This window comes from Agromyces sp. NPDC056965, from assembly GCF_042673425.1.
Taxonomy (GTDB): domain Bacteria; phylum Actinomycetota; class Actinomycetes; order Actinomycetales; family Microbacteriaceae; genus Agromyces.
The window spans coordinates 1-13,460 of the sequence record NZ_JBHURI010000012.1; the positions used below are offsets into that span (position 1 = coordinate 1).

The 13,460-nt window shown below is 71.0% G+C and carries 12 protein-coding genes; 4 read left to right on the forward strand and 8 right to left on the reverse strand.

The features are described 5' to 3' along the window. The coding region (locus tag ACFTQE_RS04620) for a Gfo/Idh/MocA family protein (RefSeq protein ID WP_376923964.1) at positions 1-1,194 on the reverse strand (1,194 nt) is incomplete at its 3' end. Between the two features lie 245 nt (positions 1,195-1,439). Next, positions 1,440-2,492 carry a LacI family DNA-binding transcriptional regulator gene (locus ACFTQE_RS04625; RefSeq protein ID WP_376923965.1) on the reverse strand — a complete coding sequence of 351 codons (1,053 nt, stop codon included), beginning with the start codon at positions 2,490-2,492 and terminating at the stop codon, positions 1,440-1,442. Between the two features lie 214 nt (positions 2,493-2,706). On the opposite strand from ACFTQE_RS04625, the gene ACFTQE_RS04630 reads away from it, so the two are divergent. Together ACFTQE_RS04630 and ACFTQE_RS04635 are read left to right on the forward strand one after the other, a co-directional pair. Then, complete coding sequence (locus ACFTQE_RS04630; protein WP_376923966.1) at positions 2,707-3,411, forward strand: ThuA domain-containing protein; 705 nt, start codon at positions 2,707-2,709, stop codon at positions 3,409-3,411. Further along, positions 3,408-4,547, forward strand: a complete 1,140-nt coding sequence (locus ACFTQE_RS04635; protein ID WP_376923967.1) for a glycerate kinase — start codon at positions 3,408-3,410, stop codon at positions 4,545-4,547. The genes ACFTQE_RS04630 and ACFTQE_RS04635 overlap by 4 nt, the downstream gene beginning before the upstream one ends. A gap of 18 nt (positions 4,548-4,565) precedes the next feature. Here the strand turns inward: ACFTQE_RS04635 and ACFTQE_RS04640 are convergent, their stop codons facing one another. From ACFTQE_RS04640 to ACFTQE_RS04655, 4 genes are all read right to left on the reverse strand, one after another. Next, positions 4,566-4,871: a hypothetical protein gene (locus tag ACFTQE_RS04640; RefSeq protein ID WP_376923968.1), complete on the reverse strand. Its 306-nt coding sequence runs from the start codon at positions 4,869-4,871 to the stop codon at positions 4,566-4,568. A 109-nt stretch (positions 4,872-4,980) separates the two neighbouring features. Then, positions 4,981-5,271, reverse strand: a complete 291-nt coding sequence (locus tag ACFTQE_RS04645; protein ID WP_376923969.1) for a WXG100 family type VII secretion target — start codon at positions 5,269-5,271, stop codon at positions 4,981-4,983. A 159-nt stretch (positions 5,272-5,430) separates the two neighbouring features. Next, positions 5,431-7,278 carry a sensor histidine kinase gene (locus ACFTQE_RS04650; protein WP_376923970.1) on the reverse strand — a complete coding sequence of 616 codons (1,848 nt, stop codon included), beginning with the start codon at positions 7,276-7,278 and terminating at the stop codon, positions 5,431-5,433. A gap of 31 nt (positions 7,279-7,309) precedes the next feature. Next, entirely contained in the window at positions 7,310-8,002 is a 693-nt protein-coding gene (locus tag ACFTQE_RS04655; protein WP_022894322.1) for a response regulator transcription factor, read from the reverse strand. A gap of 118 nt (positions 8,003-8,120) precedes the next feature. Here ACFTQE_RS04655 and folP point away from each other — a divergent pair, with 118 nt between their 5' ends. Continuing rightward, entirely contained in the window at positions 8,121-8,993 is an 873-nt protein-coding gene (gene folP, locus ACFTQE_RS04660; protein ID WP_376923971.1) for a dihydropteroate synthase, read from the forward strand. Next, a complete protein-coding gene (locus tag ACFTQE_RS04665; protein WP_376923972.1) occupies positions 8,990-9,715 on the forward strand; it encodes a pyrimidine reductase family protein in 726 nt (241 codons plus the stop codon). The genes folP and ACFTQE_RS04665 overlap by 4 nt, the downstream gene beginning before the upstream one ends. 96 nt (positions 9,716-9,811) lie before the next feature. Here the strand turns inward: ACFTQE_RS04665 and ACFTQE_RS04670 are convergent, their stop codons facing one another. Together ACFTQE_RS04670 and ACFTQE_RS04675 are read right to left on the reverse strand one after the other, a co-directional pair. After that, positions 9,812-11,458 carry a DNA repair helicase XPB gene (locus tag ACFTQE_RS04670; protein WP_376923973.1) on the reverse strand — a complete coding sequence of 549 codons (1,647 nt, stop codon included), beginning with the start codon at positions 11,456-11,458 and terminating at the stop codon, positions 9,812-9,814. Positions 11,459-11,586: 128 nt separating this feature from the next. Continuing rightward, positions 11,587-13,458, reverse strand: a complete 1,872-nt coding sequence (locus tag ACFTQE_RS04675) for a helicase-associated domain-containing protein (protein ID WP_376923974.1) — start codon at positions 13,456-13,458, stop codon at positions 11,587-11,589. Between the last annotated feature and the right edge of the window lie 2 nt (positions 13,459-13,460).

Below are 13,460 nucleotides of genomic sequence, written 5' to 3' on the forward strand. Positions count from 1 at the left end.
AGCGGATGCCGCGGCATCCGCTGCCCCGTCGAGCGCGACCACCGGGACGTCGATGCGACGACCGGCCTTCGAGCTCTCGAGGCCGGCTTCGGCGAGCAGCACGCCCCGGGCGCCGGCGAGGAAGTCGAACTCGTTGGGCGCATCCTCGACGACGTGGCGGATGAACTCCTCCCACTGCGTCTTGAAGCCGTTCTCGAACTCCTGGTTGCCGGGGCTCTCGATCCAGTCGGCGTCGTAGTCGTGCTGGTCGGCGAGGTCGGGGTTCCACACGGGCTTGGGAGTGGCGTTGCGCGGCTGGATCTTGCAGCCGAACAGGCCGACGACGGCCGAGCCGTGAGTGCCGTCGACCTGGAACTCGACGAGCTCGTCGCGGTTGACGCGCGTGGTCCAGCTCGAGTTGAGTTGCGCGACCACGCCGCCCTCGAGCTCGAAGATGGCGTAGGCGGCGTCGTCGGCGGTCGCGGGGTAGGCCTCGCCGCGCTCGTCGAAGCGCTCGGGGATCTCGGTGACGGCCTTGGCGTAGACCGACTCGACGCGGCCGAACAGGTTCTCGAGCACGTAGTTCCAATGGGGGAACATGTCGACGATGATGCCGCCGCCGTCCTCGGCGCGGTAGTTCCAGCTCGGGCGCTGGGCGGGCTGCCAATCGCCCTCGAAGACCCAGTAGCCGAACTCGCCGCGCACGCTCAGGATGCGGCCGAAGAAGCCGGAGTCGATGAGGCGCTTGAGCTTCTGCAGGCCCGGGAGGTAGAGCTTGTCGTGCACGACGCCGTTCTTGATGCCGGCGGCATCGGCGAGACGCGCGAGCTCGAGCGCCTCCTCGAAGCTCTCGGCGGTGGGCTTCTCGGTGTAGATCGCCTTGCCTGCGGCGATGGCCTTCTTGATCGCAACGGCACGCGCCTTCGTCACGAGGAAATCGGCGTAGATCTGCCAGCGGTCGTCGGCGAGCGCCTCGTCGAGGTTCGTCGTGTAGTGCTCGATGCCGTGCTTCGCGGCAAGGTCGGCGAGCTTCTTCTCGCTGCGACCGACGAGGATCGGCTCGACCTGCACGCGCGTCTCGCAGTCGGCGAGGAGCACGCCGCCCTGCTCGCGGATGGCGAGGATCGAGCGCACGAGGTGCTGGCGATAGCCCATGCGGCCCGAGACGCCGTTCATGATGATGCCGATGGGGCGGCGGGTGGAGTGATCGACCATGTGCTTCGTCCTTCTCGAGTCGTCGGCCATCGGCGATGCTCGCCAATGCGGCCGGAAAGCGTTTACCCGAGAGTAGGACAGGGCCTGCTGATCCGCAACCTCGTGACAGGGACGCTGCGCCGCCGAGTGCGATCGGCTGCATCGCGGATTCGATCGTCTGACGCGCCCTGCGGCGTGCGGCGGCGGATGCTCGGCGACAGCTCAGGCCGACCCCGCCCTCGATGTCGACCGCGACCGCGACCGAGTCAGTCGGCGCGAGTCGGCGTGGACTCTCGCAGGACGACTTCGGCTCGCACCGGGAAGTCGCCTGCCTCGTCGAGAGGTCCGAGTGCGAGGCGCAACGCGCGTCGGCCGACCTCTTCGAGGGGGAGGCGCACCGTGCTGAGCGGCGGGGTGACGTCGCGCGCCGTCGGAATGTCGTCGAATCCGGCGATGGCGATGTCCCGGCCGGGGAGGAGCCCGACGTCGCGGATCGCGGACATCGCCCCAATGGCCATGACGTCATTGGCGGCGAAGACCGCGTCGATCCCCTCGATCCCCTGATCGATGAGCGTGCGCATGCCGTCGTAGCCGCCATCACGGGTGAACGCCGGGCGCACGATGCGCGCGGGATCGATCGAGATCCCCGAGGCCGTCAAGCCGGCGAGGAATCCGCCGAGGCGGTCCTCGGCCGTGCGGAGTCCCTCGGCTCCGGTGAGTGCGGCGAAGCTCCGGTAGCCCGCCTCGACGAGTGCTCGCGCGAGCGATTCGGCCCCGACCGCGTTGTCGAGGGAGATGCTGCGATACGGCGGCTCGGCGGTGCCGATGAAAGAGACGCGGCCGCCGTTCGCCTCGAATGCGCGCAGCTCTTCGGCGAGTGCCGGAGCGGTGGGGTCGTCAGTGCGCCGCGAGGCGGCGAGGATCATGACACGCGGCCGCTGGCCGCGAAGGCTCCGCACGAGTTCGAGCTCGCGCTCCGAGTCGCGCTCGGTCGCCGCCATCGTGACCACGAGGCCCTCGTGGTCCGCCTCGCGAACGACACCGGCCGCGATCTGTGCGAAGTACGGGTCCGCGATGTCGGCGACGAGCAGTGCCACCGTCGTCGAGGTGCCGCGGGCGACGGCCTGGGCCGAGAGGTTCGGCGAGTAGTCGAGCTTCGCGGCGGCGGCGAGCACGCGTTGCCGGTAGTCCTCGTTGACCTTGCGGGTGCTGCCGTTGAGCGACCGCGACGCGGTGGCCAATGAGACACCCGCTTCACGCGCGACGTCGTGAAGCGTGGCGGGTGCGCGTCGTTCCCCGTCCGTGCCTCCGGCGCCCATCACCCCTCCTGTTCCGTGCGCTGCTGCTGCGGCTCGACCCTATCGTGCAGGTCGCGGGAGTTGGCCGCCGGGCGGTCGACTGATAGGAATGAGGCCATGCTGGATAGCGCTTACCGGAATCGGTGTGAACCAGCGACGACCGTCATCGGGCGTCGTCCCGACACGGGTCCGATCGGCGACGAGCGATAAGATGCCCGAAACGCGAGGAGGCGCAATGCGTGCCGTGATTCTGAACGGTTCCGGTCGTTACGCCGACCCGTGGCACCACCACTCCGAGACCAGTGCGGTGCTCGCCGAACTCGTCGCGGAGGCCGGGTTCACCGTCGACGTCGCCGACGAGGTCGACGAGTCGCTCGCGTCGTTGCCCGACGACGTCGCGCTCATCGTCGTGAACGCCGGCGACCCGTACGCGCCGACCCCCGACGGCGCGACCGACGTCGTGCCCGAGGCATCCGTGCTCGCTGCGGCGAACGCCGCCCTCGAACGGGCGATCGACCGTGGCGTCGGCATCCTCGCCGTGCACACGGCGGCGGCGAGCCTGCACGACTATCCCGCCTACGAGCGGGCGCTCGGCGCGCGATGGATCCGGGACAGCTCGTGGCATCCGCCGATCGGCGAGGCTGCGGTGCACATCGTCGGCAATCACGCGATCGCCGACGGACTCGAGGACTTCACGGTGTTCGACGAGCGGTACACCGACTTCCGGCTCGACGACGTGATCGAGCCGATCGCCGAGCACGAGCACGACGGCGTGCGCCATCCGCTCGTCTGGGCGCGGGAGTTCGGCCGCTCGCGCCTCGTCTACGACGCGCTCGGCCACGACGGTCGCTCCTACGGCTCGGCCGGGCACCTGGCCCTGCTCGCGGCCTCGCTCGACTGGCTCGCGCGCGTGCCGGCTCCGACGGCGAACGATCGGTGAGCCGCGTCGTCATCGCCCCTGATTCGTTCAAGGGCACGGCGAACGCAGCGGATGCCGCGGCCGCCATCGCGCGCGGATGGCACTCGGTGCGCGCCGACGACGAGCTGGTCGCCCGGCCGATGGCCGACGGCGGCGAGGGCACGCTCGACGCCTTCGAGGCCGCGGTGCCCGGTGCGCGGCGGATGCCGATCACGGTGCGCGGGCCGGTCTCATCGCCCGTGGTCACCCACTGGCTCCTGCTGCCCGACGGCACGGGTGTCGTCGAGCTCGCCGCGACGTCGGGAATCACGCTGCTCGACCCGCTCGCGCCGCTCGACGCGCACTCGGCGGGGTTCGGTGAGGCCATCGCCGACGCGCTCGACACCGGTGTCGAGCGACTCCTGCTCGCACTCGGCGGCAGCGCCTCCACCGACGGTGGCGCAGGCGCACTGTCGGTGCTGGGCGCGCGATTCCTCGATGCCGATCAGGCGACCGTGCAGCTCGGCAATCGCGGACTCGGCGCGCTCGCCGGCGTCGATCTCACCGGGCTGCGCCCGCTGCCGCGCGGCGGGGCGCTGATCCTCGGCGACGTCACGAACCCACTGCTCGGCGAGCGGGGAGCTGCAGCGGTCTTCGGCCCGCAGAAGGGCGCGGATGCCGCGACCGTCGCTGTGCTCGATGCCAACCTCGCCCGGCTCGCACGTCTCGTCGCAGACATCGATTCGGAGACGCCGGGCGCCGGGGCGGCCGGCGGCACCGGCTTCGCCCTGCTGGTCTGGGGGGCGGCGATGGGCGGGGGAGCCGAGCTCGTCGCCGACGCGCTCGGCCTGGAGCGCGACATCGCCGACGCCGACCTCGTGATCACCGGCGAGGGGCGATTCGACGGGCAGTCCGAGGCGGGCAAGGCGCCGAGCGAGGTCGCCCGGTTGGCAGCGTCGCGCGGGGTGCCGGTGGCGCTCGTCGCAGGCGCGATCACGGCGGAGCCGCGCGGGTTCGCGGCATCCGTCGACTTGACCGTGCTCGCCGGCGGGAGCGAGCCTGCGATGGCGGACCCGCTGCGCTGGCTCGAGGCGGCCGGCGCACAGCTCGCAGCCGAGACCGAGGCCGAGACTCAGGGCGAGACCGAGGCCGAGACCCAGGGCGTCGGCCCGAGCTGAACCGCTCTCGTGCGCCCGTCAGATGTGGTGCATGCCGGGGTGCGGCTTCGGCGGCTCCGACCGCACGAACTTGCCGTGTCGTTCGGCGGGATCGTGGGCATCGGGATTCGCCTCGGTCGAGGTGTAGTCGCCGACGCTCGATTCGTCGTCGGCAGCGCCGTCGGTGCGGGTGTACTCGCCCGCGACAGTGCGCTCGTGGGGCCCCTCGCCGTCGACCTCGGTGTAGCTGCCCTCGAGATCGTCGGTGGCGTCGACCGCGTCGGCGGGCGTGCCCGGCTCGTCGGAGGACTGCGGCTCAGCGGGTCGGTTCGATTCGGACATCATCGCTCCCTCATCGTTGGTCGGGGCGCCGTCATCAGGGCGACGTCTCGCCCCCATGCTATGACTCCGTGCCGTGAAGGGAAGAGATGCCGCGGCACCTCACGGCGAAACGTCAGCGCAGGAACAACCGCGCATTGGCCTGTTCAGCGTCGGAATACTGCATCGCTGCGACGCCGAGCGCGCGGTTGAGACCAGCCAGGCTCTCCTCCACCTGCAGCTGGGTGGCCCGCCAATCGGCGACCGCGCCCTGGAAGGCGCTCGAGGCCTGACCCGACCACGACGACTGCAGCCCGGTCAGCTGTCCGAGGAGCGATGCCACCTCGGACTGGATGCGCCCGATCGTGCCCTGCACGGTCTGGGTGGCGGCGGACACCTGTTCGGCATCGACCTGGTAGACGGCCATCTCGGCCCCTTTCGTTCGGTGTGCGCGCCACGCTACGGCTGGGCCGGTGAACGAATCGGCCGTGATGGACCGTTGTGGGAGTCGTCTGCTGGTCGTCGCCTGTCGAGGCGGAGTGCCGGCGGCGGAGCGGGCGCCGCGTGCACGCGCCGGGATCGCGGCTCAGTCGGCGGAGACCGGCTGCGGCGCGGCGGCCGAGCCGGCGAGCGGCAGGGACACTCGGAACGTCGCTCCGCCGCCGGGCGTCTCGACGACATCGACGGTGCCGTTGTGCGCCGCCACGATCGACGACACGATCGCGAGGCCGAGCCCCGACCCGCCGGTCTCGCGGGTGCGCGAGGTGTCGGCGCGCCAGAATCGCTGGAAGATCTTCTCGCGGATCTGCGGCGGGATGCCCTCGCCGTGGTCGACGACCTCGATCATGGCCCGCTCGGCCGTGTCGTCGACCGAGATGCGGATCTCGATGGGGCTGTCGGGTGACGTGAAGCGGATCGCGTTGCCCATCAGGTTGGTGATCACCTGGCGGATCTTGTTCTCTTCGGCCAGCACCACCGTACGGCGGACCGGCATCGGCTGGCCGGATGCGCCGGCGGAGACCGAGGTGCGCGCCGTCGACGGTGCGGCGATCGCGTCGGAGGCGGCCGCAGCGGCCGCGGATGCCGCCGCCGATGCCCGGGCTGCGCGCTTCGACGCAGCGGACGAGCCGCTCGACTTCGTGGCGGCTCGACGGCTGCCGGTGGTGGTCGCGGCCTCGCCCTTCGGACGACGACCCCTGAGGCGAGCGAGCGTCGCGCCGGCGAACGAGATCGGCCCGGTCGGCGGCGCTGCGCGGTCGCCGGCGGGGTCGAGCTCGACCTCGAGTTCGGGGGCGGGCTCGCCCGAGGCATCCGCGCTGCTCAGGTCTTCGGGTGCGATGACCGTGATCGTGCGCGCGGGGTGAGCGGCCATCGTGTCGAGCGCGGCGTCGCGGGCCAGTGGCACGAGGTCGACCTCGGCCAGGTCGAGCGGCTTCGCCTCGTCGAGTCGGGCGAGCGCGAGCAGGTCTTCGACGAGGAGGCCCATGCGGATGGCCTCCTTCTCGATGCGCTCCATGGCCTGGCCGACCTCTTCGGGCGACTGCAGTGCGCCCATGCGATAGAGCTCGGCGTAGCCGCGCACCGACACGAGCGGCGTGCGCAGCTCGTGCGAGGCATCGCCGACGAAGCGGCGCATCTGGTCGATGGTGCGCGCGCGGTCGCGGAAGGCCCGGTCGATGCGGTTCAGCATCGTGTTGAGCGACCGGTTCAGCCGCCCGACCTCGGTGTTCGGGGTCGCGCCGCCGAGCCGCTGGCTGAAGTCGCCGTCGGCGATCGCCGCTGCGGTGCGTTCGACCTCGCGGAGCGGCATGAACGTCGTCGTCACGAGCATGCGCGTGAGCAGGGCGCCGACGAGCACGACGCCGAACCCGAACCCGAAGAAGATCGTGAGGTACATCGCGAGCAGCTGCTCGGTCTCCTTCGAGGAGATCGCGAGGATGATGGGCGAGTAGTTGCCGTGGTTGTCGGCCCACGTGATGGCATAGACCGCGCGGAAGGTCGGGTTTCCCGCATTGTCGCGCAGGGCGAAGACCTCGTACTGGCCCTGGTTCTTCGCGTTGACCTCGGCGGTGGTCAGTGTCTCGGGGATCTGCGGCAGCTCGGAGGGATCGCGGTCGCGCCAGTTGTACTTCTCGCGCTCGCCGGTCTCGCCGTCGTAGACGGCGACGAAGACGTCGAGATCGGGCCGGAACGTGAGGTCGTTGAGGTTCGCCTTGTCGCTCGGTGCCTCACCCTGATCGGTGAAGTACTTGCGCAGGTCGCCCGAGGCGATCGTCTCGAGCTTGCCCTGCACCTGGTTCTCCATGTAGGAGCGCAACATCGCCGCGGTGCCGATTCCGGACACCAGAAGTCCGAGCGTGAGCATGAGCACGGTGACACCCGTGATCTTGGTACGCAGCGAGATGCGGTTCCACCGCTCGGAGATCTGATTCATGGCGGGCCGAGTCTAGGTGGGCCTTCCTGAGTCAGGGCTTGGAGGACTTCAGCATGTAGCCGAATCCGCGCTTGGTCTGGATCAGGGGCTCCGCGGAGTGCTGATCGAGCTTGCGGCGGAGGTAGGAGATGTAGCTCTCCACGATGCCGGCGTCGCCGTTGAAGTCGTACTCCCACACGTGGTCGAGGATCTGCGCCTTCGACAGCACCCGGTTGGGGTTCAGCATGAGGTAGCGCAGCAGCTTGAACTCGGTGGGGGAGAGCTCGACCGGCACGTCGCCGACGAGCACTTCGTGCGTGTCCTGGTCCATCGTGAGTTCGCCTGTGCGGATCACGGCGTCTTCCTCCGCGTGCATCGTGCGGCGCAGGATGGCCTTGATGCGCGCGACGATCTCGTCGAGGCTGAAGGGCTTCGTGACGTAGTCGTCGCCGCCCACGGTGAGACCGGTGATCTTGTCCTCGGTGTCGTCCTTCGCGGTGAGGAAGAGGATCGGGGCGGTGTAGCCGGCCGAACGCAGGCGCTTGGTGACGCCGAAGCCGTTCATGTCGGGCAGCATGACGTCGAGGATGATGAGATCGGGCTCCTCCTCGAGTACCGCCGAGATGGTCTGCGCGCCGTTGCCGACTGCGCGCACCGCGAAGCCGGCGAACCGCAGGCTCGTCGTGAGGAGATCGCGGATGTTGGGCTCGTCGTCGACGATGAGAATTCGTGGTCCGTCGCTCATGTGATGATTCTCTGCGCATCGGCTGGAACTTTCCTGAACATTCTTCGAGGGTCGCCGATCCGGTGTGTCGGACGAGATGCGGATTGGAGCGCCGCAGCAGGCGTGGAAGACTCGCAGCATGGCGAATCGAACCCCGGTGATCCGGCGCATCGGCCCCCGCGAGTTCGATTTCTCGCGCGAGGTCGCCGTGATGGCGATCGTCAATCGCACTCCGGATTCCTTCTACGACCGCGGGCGCACCGAGGCGCTCGACGCCGCGGTCGCCGCGGCGACGCTCGCGATCGAGCAGGGCGCCGACTGGATCGACATCGGCGGCGCGAAGTTCGCCCCCGGCCCGGCCATCCCCGCCGACGAGGAGATCGAACGGGTGGTCCCCGTCGTCGCCGCGCTCGCCGGATCCGGTGCCGTCATCTCGGTCGACACCTTCCTCCCCGAGGTCGCTCGCGCCGCCGTCGCGGCGGGTGCGCACGTGGTCAACGACACGACCGGCATCCACGATCCCGCCATGGCCGACGTCGTCGCGGAGACCGGGGCGACGATCGTCGTCACGCACAGCCTCGCGAAACCCCGTACGCCGTATCCCTCGCCGCGGTACGAGGACGTCGTCGCCGAGGTGTCGGCGTTCCTGGCGGAGCGCGTGGCGCTCGCCGAGGCGCGGGGCGTGGCATCCGATCGCATCATCATCGACCCCGGCCACGACCTCAACAAGCACACGCTGCACTCGCTCGAGCTGACCCGCCGACTCGGCGAGATCACGAGCCTCGGCTATCCGACCCTCGTCGCGCTCTCGAACAAGGACTTCGTGGGCGAGAGCCTCGGCCGGCCGCGCGAGCAGCGCATCGAGGGCTCGATCGCCGCGGCGGTCTACTGCGTCATGCAGGGCGCCCGCATCGTGCGCGTGCACAACGTGCGCGAGACCGTCGACGCGATGCGCATGATCGAGGCGATCGAGGGATGGCGCGAGCCCGTGTTCCTGGAGCACAACCAGTGAGCGCCTCCGCCCCGACCGTCGACCGCGCCGCGCTGCTCGCGGCGTACGCCCTGCCCGATCGCGAGACGCCGCGGATCCGGATGAACTTCGTCATGAGCCTCGACGGCGCGGTGACGCTCGACGGGCGCAGCGGCGGCCTCGGGGACGAGGCCGACCGGCTCGCGATGGGGGTCCTGCGCACCCTCGCCGACGTCGTGCTCGTCGGTGCGGGCACCGTGCGCGCCGAGGGCTACGGCGGGCTCCGGCTCCGCGCGGAGAACGTCGCCTGGCGCCGCGAGCACGGCCTCGCCGACTCGCCCCGTGTCGCCGTCGTCTCGTCGGCGCTCGACCTCGATCCGGCCGACGCGGTGTTCGCCGAGGCGGTGGGTCGACCGCTCGTGCTGACCCACGAGGCAGCCGACTCCGAGCGGCGAGCCGCGCTGTCGGCGGTGGCCGACCTGGTCGACTGCGGCGCCGAGCGGGTCGAGGCTGCACTGGTGCGCGATGCGCTCGCCGAGCGAGGACTCCCGCAGATCCTCTGCGAGGGCGGCCCGCACCTCTTCGGCTCGCTCCTCGACGCCGATCTCGTCGACGAGCTGTGCCTGAGCCTCAGCCCGCTGCTCGTATCGGGTGGCGCCGGGCGGATCGCCCAGGGGCTCACCCAGCACGCGCGGCGGATGCGGCTCGTCCACGCGCTGCCCGCCGGCGACCTGCTGCTGCTGCGCTACGCCCGCGCCCGCTGAGCGTCGCGCGGGGGCTCAGGCGACGGCACAGCGGCCGCGTCGAGCGAGTGCGCGTCGAGGCTCAGGCCGCCGCATCGAGCGAGTGCGCGTCGAGGCTCAGGCGGCGGCGTCGAGCGAGTGCGCGTCGAGGATCGTGTAGCTGTAGCCCTGTTCGGCGAGGAAGCGCTGTCGGTTCTGCGCGAAGTCCTGGTCGACGGTGTCGCGCGAGACGAGCGTGTAGAAGTTCGCGCTGAGGCCCGACTCCTTCGGCCGCAGGAGCCGGCCGAGTCGCTGCGCCTCCTCCTGGCGTGAGCCGAACGATCCCGACACCTGGATCGCGACCGTCGCCTCGGGCAGGTCGACCGAGAAGTTCGCGACCTTCGAGACGACGAGCACGGGGGTGCGGCCGTCGCGGAACTCCTGGAAGAGGCGCTCGCGCTCGTCGACCGGCGTCGACCCGGTCAACTGGGGTGCACCGAGCGCCTCGGCGAGTTCGTCGATCTGGTCGAGGTACTGGCCGATCACGAGGATGCGCTCGCCGGCGTGCTTGGCCACGAGCTCCTTCACCACGCCGAGCTTCGCCGGCGCCGTCGCCGCGAGCCGGTAGCGCTCGTCGTCGGCGGATGCCGCGTACGTCAGCCGCTCCGACTGAGGCAGGTCGATGCGCACCTCGTAGCAGGCCGCGGGGGAGATGAAGCCCTGGGCCTCGATCTCCTTCCACGGCGCGTCGAAGCGCTTCGGGCCGATGAGGCTGAAGACGTCGCCCTCGCGGCCGTCCTCGCGCACGAGCGTCGCGGTGAGGCCGAGTCGCCGGCGGGCCTGCAGTTCGGCGGTGAGCTTGAACACCGGCGCGGGCAGCAGGTGCACCTCGTCGTAGACCACGAGCCCCCAGTCGAGCGCGTCGAGGAGGGCGAGATGCGCGTATTCGCCCTTCCGCTTCGCGGTGAGGATCTGGTAGGTCGCGATCGTGACCGGCTTGACCTCCTTCACCTGCCCCGAGTACTCGCCGATCTCGTCGGCGGTGAGGGTCGTGCGGCGCAGCAGTTCGTCGCGCCACTGGCGGGCCGAGACCGTGTTCGTCACGAGGATCAGCGTCGTGGTCTTCGCCGTCGCCATCGCTCCGGCGCCGACGAGCGTCTTGCCCGCGCCGCAGGGCAGCACGACGACGCCCGAGCCGCCGTCGAAGAAGTTGTCGATCGCCTGCTGCTGATAGCCCCGCAGCTGCCAGCCGGCCTCCTCGAGGTCGATCCGGTGCGGTGTGCCCGGCGTGTACCCCGCGAGGTCCTCGGCCGGCCAGCCGAGCTTCACGAGTTCCTGCTTGAGCGCACCGCGCGCCCACGCCTCGACGAGGAAGCTGCGGTCGTCGAGGCGCTCGGTCAGCAGCGGCGCGATGCGCTTGGCCGAGGCGACCTCGGTGAGCACGGCGATGTCATCGCTGTGCAGGCGCAGTGCGCCGTCTTCGGTGCGGTCGACCACGAGGCGCCCGTATCGGCCGACCGTCTCGCGCATGTCGACGGCGACGGTCTGCGGTACCGGGAACTTCGCGTAGCGCTCGAGCGTCGAGAGCATGTCGTCGGCGTCGTGCCCGGCGGCCCGCGCGTTCCAGAGGCCCAGCCGGGTGATGCGGTACGTGTGCATGTGCTCGGGCGCGCGCTCGAGCTCGGCGAACACCGCGAGGTCGTGGCGCGCGTCTTCGGCGAGCGGATGCGCGACCTCGAGGAGCACGGTTCGGTCGCTCTGCACGATGAGTGGGCCGTCTGACATAGCGGTCGAGTCTACGCCCGGTTCATGGGAGGTCGGCCGTTGCGGTGCGTTCGGAGATCTGCACCCCGACGGAGGCACGAGCGGATGCGATCCGAATCCGTGCGGAACTCCGAGCGGACGACGCGGTGTCAGGTGCCGGCGGGGGCCGGTGAGACGGCCGCGATCGCCGACAACGGAAGGGTGCGTTCGATGTCTGCCTTGCGGTCGCGGGCTCGAAGCCGCCCGTTGGCGACGCTCGCCGGAGCCAGCAGGTAGTCGGCGGTGTCGCCGCCCGGCATGCGCACCGTGACGGTGAGCGTCTCCTTCGATCGGGCCGCGGCCTCGAGCTGGCGGGCGAGCCACGCCTGCTCGGTCGCGCCCTCGTCGCCCTCGTCGCCCTCGGCGAGCACGACGTCGAGGAGCGTCTCGATCGGATCGGGCTTCGGCGCCGGCTCGGGCACCGACGCCAGGTGGTGGCGGCTCAACCGGATGATCTCGCCGGAGGCGTCTTCGGCGGCCACCGGGTACCGCGCGTCGGAGAGCGCCCAGAACACGACCTCGGGTGGAAAGCGGGAGAGCAGCCGGTGCGGACCGGTCTGGCGGAGGCCCACCGAGACGAGCGACTGGTCGACGGCGAGGGTGCGCACGAGCTGCTCGTCGTCGGAACGCACGCTCGCGCGCGCCGGGGCATCCGCTTCGTCGGCGAGCGAGACACGCAGCGACCCGAACTTCGCGGCGGCCTCGTGGACGAGGTAGGAGAGCGGTTGGGGGATGCCGGTGAGGGAGAGCCCGCCGAGGAACTCCAGGATCGACGAGGCCGTCTCGCCTGCGGCGAGTCCGCGATTGACGGATGCCGCGCTGACGCGATATGTCGACGCGAGGTCGCGACCCTCGACATCGGCGAAACCGCGCAGGCGGGAGTCGAGCGTCGGCTCGAGCGGCCCCGGGGAGACGATCGAGAGGTCATGCTGCAGGTAGACCTGTTCGACCTGGGCGGGGAAGTACGCCGCCAGCCGGGCCGCGGCCTGGTCGAGCTCCCCGGCGAGCACGAGGAGCGCGGTCGGTGCGGGCTCGCCCGCCACGGCGAGGCCGAGCGCCTCGGCCTCGCCGATGAGGCGTTCGAGGCCCTCGTCGATCCAGCGCCCGCCGGCCGGATAGAACCACCGCACGTCGTCGCCGAGGGTGCTCGCGGTCAGCGACTCGCTGCGGCGGGCCACGAGGTCGCGGAGCGCCTCGGGGATGCGGTCGCGCCAGCACTCGGCGAGGCGCCGCCAGCGGCCGGCGGTCGATTCGAGCGACCACTCGGCGCCGCGTTCGGACTCGAGCCAGAACGCGCCCTCTCGTACGACGAGCCCGGCCTCGTCGGCTCGGTGGAAGAGCCGGGGCAGCGCGTCGAGGGCGATGCCGCTCGCCTCGGCGAGCCGCTTGGAGTCGGGCAGGGCGAGGCCGCCCTTCGCGAGCTCGCGGGCGGGCTGCGTGCCGAGCGCTGCGAGCACCTCGGCCGTGGCGGCGACGGTCGCGTACGCCGTCTCTGCGGCGCGCCGGTCGATGAGGGTCCGGTCGATGTCGTCGCCCGAGGCGAGCACCGGCGGCGCCGGCGCTGTGAGCTCGGCCGCCGAGGGCAGTTCGGCGCCGAGGCGCGGCGCGACTCGCGCGATGACGGCCGCTGGCACGTGCACGCGGTCGTCGATGCGCACCAGCAGCATGAGGCCGCTCAACTCGTCGAGCAGGTCGCCCGCGGAACCGGACAGGTCGGCGGATGCCGCGTGCCGCACGAGCGCGTCGCGCACGCCATCGACCGTGGTGTCGCCGTCGGCGACGAGTTCGACGGCCGTGGCGAGCACGGCGAGGTGTCGCCGATCGAGACGGCCGACGGCGTGATCGATCGAGTCGGGGGTGAGCACCGCTTCGGCGAGGTCGAAGAGGTCACGCACTCCGGTCGGCTCGAACTCGCGCGAGTGCAGCGCTGCGGCGAGGGAGTCTCGCGACAGCCCGCGGAGTCGTGCGGCGAGCTCGAGCATCG